Genomic DNA, 4,470 nt, shown 5'->3' with positions numbered 1-4,470 from the left:
CTGATCAAATTCGTCAGCCGGGGCGACACCACGGTGGTGGATGCCTATGTGTCGCCGATCCTGCGCCGTTATGTGAACCAGGTGGCCGACGAACTGGATGCGCGCCGCGCCGGCACGCGGCTGATGTTCATGCAATCCAATGGCGGCCTGGCCGATGCGGATTTCTTCCAGGGCAAGGACAGTATTTTATCCGGCCCGGCCGGCGGCGTGGTGGGCCTGGTGCAGACCTCGACGCGCGCAGGCTTCGGCCGGGTGATCGGCTTCGACATGGGCGGCACCTCCACCGATGTGAGCCATTACAGCGGCGAATACGAACGCGCGTTTGAGACCATGGTGGCCGGCGTGCGCATGCGGGCGCCGATGATGTCGATCAACACCGTGGCGGCCGGCGGCGGCTCGATTCTGCATTACGATGGCGCGCGCTATCGGGTGGGGCCGGATTCCGCGGGTGCCAATCCCGGCCCGGCCTGCTATCGCCGCGGCGGCCCGCTGGCGGTCACCGATTGCAACGTGCTGCTGGGCAAGTTGCAGCCGGATTTCTTCCCCGCCGTGTTCGGCCCCAATGGCGATCTGCCGCTGGATGCCGAGGTGGTGCGCAAGAAATTCGCCGCGTTGAGCGCCGAAGTGAACGATGGCCGCAGCGTGGAGGAAATGGCCGAAGGCTTCCTCGCCATCGCGGTGGAAAACATGGCCAACGCGATCAAGAAGATTTCCGTGGCGCGCGGCTATGATGTGACCAAGTATGTTCTCGCCAGTTTCGGCGGCGCGGGCGGCCAGCATGCCTGCCTGGTGGCCGATGCCCTGGGCATGACCGAGGTGCTGCTGCATCCGCTGGCCGGCGTGCTGTCGGCTTATGGCATGGGCCTGGCCGATATGCGCGTGCTGAAGGAGCAGAGCGCCGAGCGCGAATTGCTGGCCGAGGCGTTGCCGGAGCTTGCGGCTGCGCTGGACAAGCTGGCAGCTGATGCCCATGCCGAAATGCTGGCGCAGGGCGTGGCGGCGGAGAAGATCACCCTGCTGCGCAAGCTGCATCTGCGCTATGGCGGTTCGGATTCCGCGCTGGTTGTCGATTTCGGCGATATGGCGGCGCTGAAAGCGGCTTTCGAAGCGGCGCATCGCCAGCGCTTCGGCTTCATCAGCCCGGAAAAACAATTGATCGTTGCCTCCATCGCCGTGGAGGCGGTGGGCGAGGGCGAGCGTGCGCCCGATGCCGTGGAGGCCATTGCCGATCCGCGCAAGCCGGAGGCGATTCCTGCCCGCGCGAAGCGCCGCGCCTATATGGCCAGCGCTTGGCACGATACGCCGGTCTATGACCGCGAAGAATTACGCCCCGGCGAAAGCATCATGGGGCCGGCCATCGTGACCGAAAGCACCTCCACCATCGTCGTCGAGCCGGGCTGGCGCGCCACGCTCACCGAGCGGCGCGACCTGGTGCTCAAGCGCGTGGTGGCTTTGCCGGCGCGGCGTGCCATCGGCACCACAGTCGATCCGGTGATGTTGGAAATCTTCAACAACCTGTTCATGTCTATCGCCGAGCAGATGGGCAGCGTGCTGGAGAAGACCGCCTATTCGGTGAATATCAAGGAGCGGCTGGATTTTTCCTGCGCCATCTTCGATCTGGAAGGGGAGTTGATCGCCAATGCGCCGCATATGCCGGTGCATCTGGGTTCGATGTCGGAGAGCATCAAGACCGTGATCACCCGCCGCGCCGGGCAGATGAAGCCGGGCGATGTGTTCATGCTGAACGCGCCTTATGCCGGCGGCACGCATCTGCCGGATGTCACCGTCATCACGCCGGTTTTCGACCGCGCCGGCAAAGACGTGCTGTTCTATGTCGGCAGCCGGGGCCATCATGCCGATATCGGCGGCACCACGCCGGGCTCGATGCCGCCCGATAGCCGCACGGTGTCGGATGAAGGCGTGCTGCTGGATAATGTGCTGCTGGTGGATGGCGGGCGTTTCCTGGAAAGCGAAACCGTGGCGGTGTTGAAATCCGGCCAATATCCGGCCCGCAATCCGGCGCAGAATATCGCCGACCTGAAGGCGCAGATCGCCTCTTGCGAAAAGGGCGCGCAGGAATTGCGCAACATGGTGGACCAGTTCGGCCTCGATGTGGTGCGCGCCTATATGGGCCATGTGCAGGACAATGCGGAAGAATCCGTGCGCCGGGTGATCTCGCGGCTGAAGGACGGCAGCTTCACCTATCCGATGGACGACGGCTTCCAGATCAAGGTGACGGTGACCGTCAACCACGCAGCGCGCACGGCGAAGATCGACTTCACCGGCACATCGGGCCAGCACCCGACGAATTACAACGCCCCCAAGGCGGTCTGCGTGGCCGCCGTGCTTTATGCCTTCCGTTGCTTGGTGGATAGCGATATCCCGCTCAATGGCGGCTGTTTGAAGCCGCTGGAGATCGTGATCCCGTCGGGCTCGATGCTAGACCCGCAATATCCGGCGGCCACGGTGGCCGGCAATGTGGAAACCAGCCAATGCATCACCGATACGGTGTTCGGCGCACTGGGCGTGATGGCGGCGGCGCAAGGCACGATGAACAACTTCACTTTCGGCAACAACACCTACCAGTATTATGAAACCATCTGCGGCGGCAGCGGTGCCGGGCCGGGTTTCGATGGCTGCGATGCCGTGCATACCCATATGACCAATGCGCGGCTCACCGATCCCGAGGTGTTGGAATTCCGCTTTCCGGTGTTGCTGGAAAGCTTCCGCATCCGGCGCGGCTCGGGCGGCAAGGGCCGGCATAAGGGCGGCGATGGCACCATTCGTCGCATGCGCTTCCTGGAGCCGATGGTGGCGACGCTGCTTTCCTCGCATCGCCTGGTGCCGCCCTTCGGCCTGGAAGGCGGCGGCAATGGCGAAACCGGCCGGCAATGGGTGGAACGCGCCAGTGGAACCCGAGACGAAATGGAAGGCCGCTGCTCTACACCGATGGCGCCGGGCGATGTATTCGTGATCTCCACCCCCTCGGGCGGCGGCTTCGGCGAGTGATTGCCGCCATGGCGCGCTGGCCGCTTTGGGGCATTGGCGGATTGGCTTTCATTCAGGCCGTAAGTTTCATGGCGTTGGCAGTCGGCGAAGTATTGCCGTTGCCGGTTCACGATCTCATGGGCATGTTGTTGAGCTATGACGTGCTCGGCTTGAGCATGGCCTGGCTGCTGCCGCTGCATAACAGCCACGCCATTCTTTTGCCCAGATTGGTGCTGGCGCTGGATGTATGGCTGTTCGATGGCGCAACGATAGGCCTTGCGAGCTTTGCATTGCTGGCGCGCGGCGCCGTATTCTTCATGCTTGCCTGGGCGGTATGGCGGGGTCGCGATATTGCGCCGTCTTTGCGCGGCATGGCGATTGCCGCCTTGGCGCTGCTGTTGTTTCAAGGCTTCCTGCTTGAAACCATAGCGATCCCCAATGGCTATAATTACGAGATGATGGCCGTTTTTTCCGTCGCCTCCCTGATCTGTGCGAGCCAGGGACGATCCTTCATTCTTGCCAGCTTGTTTGCTTTGGCGGCCAGTCTATGCCTGGCCAATGGCATCCTGTTGTTTTTAGTGCTGGCATCGGCGGCCTGGATGCAGGCGGAGGAATGGAAGCAGCGCTTTGCCTGGATGCTGCCGATAGCCCTGTCCGGTGCGGCGGCGGCGGGATTTTATCTTGCCGGTTCTTCCGCGGGAGACGGGCTGCATGATTTCAATGCATGGACCGTGGCGCATTTCATGCTGCGCATGGCCGGCGCGCCTTTGACGATATGGCTGCCGGTACTTGGCCATGGCATCGGCCTGCTGCTGCTCCTGGCCAGCCTCGCCGGCATCGTCTGGGCGATACGCAATCGCTTCCGGCTGGATTCGCTTGGCCGCCTGGCATTCTGTTTGCTGCTTTTCGGCTTCGGCTCGCTGTTCATGGTTGCGGTCGGACGCGTCGGTGCGGGGTTCGGCGCGGAGATTGCCACGGCAGGACGCTACGGATTGTTGACGGCCTTTCTCTATGCAGGACTGGTCCTGCTGCTGCTGCGCATGCCCTGGATCACCCGGCCGGCAATTCTGCGCGGGTTTCAGGGCGGGCTTTTGGCAATCGCGCTTTGCCTCGTCTGTTTGCAGTTCGGCTTCGGTCGTTCATATGTGAGGCTGCGTGATTTGGTGGCCCATAACGCAGTGGCTTTACGGGCCGGGGCGCGCGATGTCGCTTTGCTGGCCCATATGCAGCCCGACGCTGTTGTGGCCTGGCGGTTCTTTGACCTGCTGCAGCAGCGGCAACTCTACGGCTTCGGCAAGCCTGAGGATGCCAAGCGGGCGGCAGAGTACAAGCAGACGGCAGAGTAGCTGTTGCCGGTTCTTGGCAGGCCAGCAAGCGGCGGCACTCATTGGAAAATTTCCGTCATTCGTCGTATTTTCGCCGCAAAGGCGCGCAATAAGTGTATTTCTGATTGATTCGATCTGTTTATGTATGATATATGTT

Annotated in this window: 2 protein-coding genes; both read left to right on the top strand. The window is 62.6% G+C overall.

Annotated features, from left to right (window positions below):
• On the top strand, positions 1 to 3,009 hold a 3,009-nt coding region (locus tag KBB36_RS20715), incomplete at its 5' end, for a hydantoinase B/oxoprolinase family protein (RefSeq protein ID WP_290985746.1).
• An 8-nt stretch (positions 3,010 to 3,017) separates the two neighbouring features.
• The gene (locus tag KBB36_RS20710; protein WP_290985744.1) at positions 3,018 to 4,334 is read left to right on the top strand and encodes a hypothetical protein; all 1,317 of its coding nucleotides are present in this window, start codon (positions 3,018 to 3,020) and stop codon (positions 4,332 to 4,334) included.
• The last annotated feature ends 136 nt before the right edge of the window (positions 4,335 to 4,470 follow it).

Source organism: Ferrovibrio sp. (assembly GCF_017994015.1).
GTDB lineage: Bacteria > Pseudomonadota > Alphaproteobacteria > Ferrovibrionales > Ferrovibrionaceae > Ferrovibrio.
This window is presented reverse-complemented; position numbering and strand designations above follow the sequence as displayed.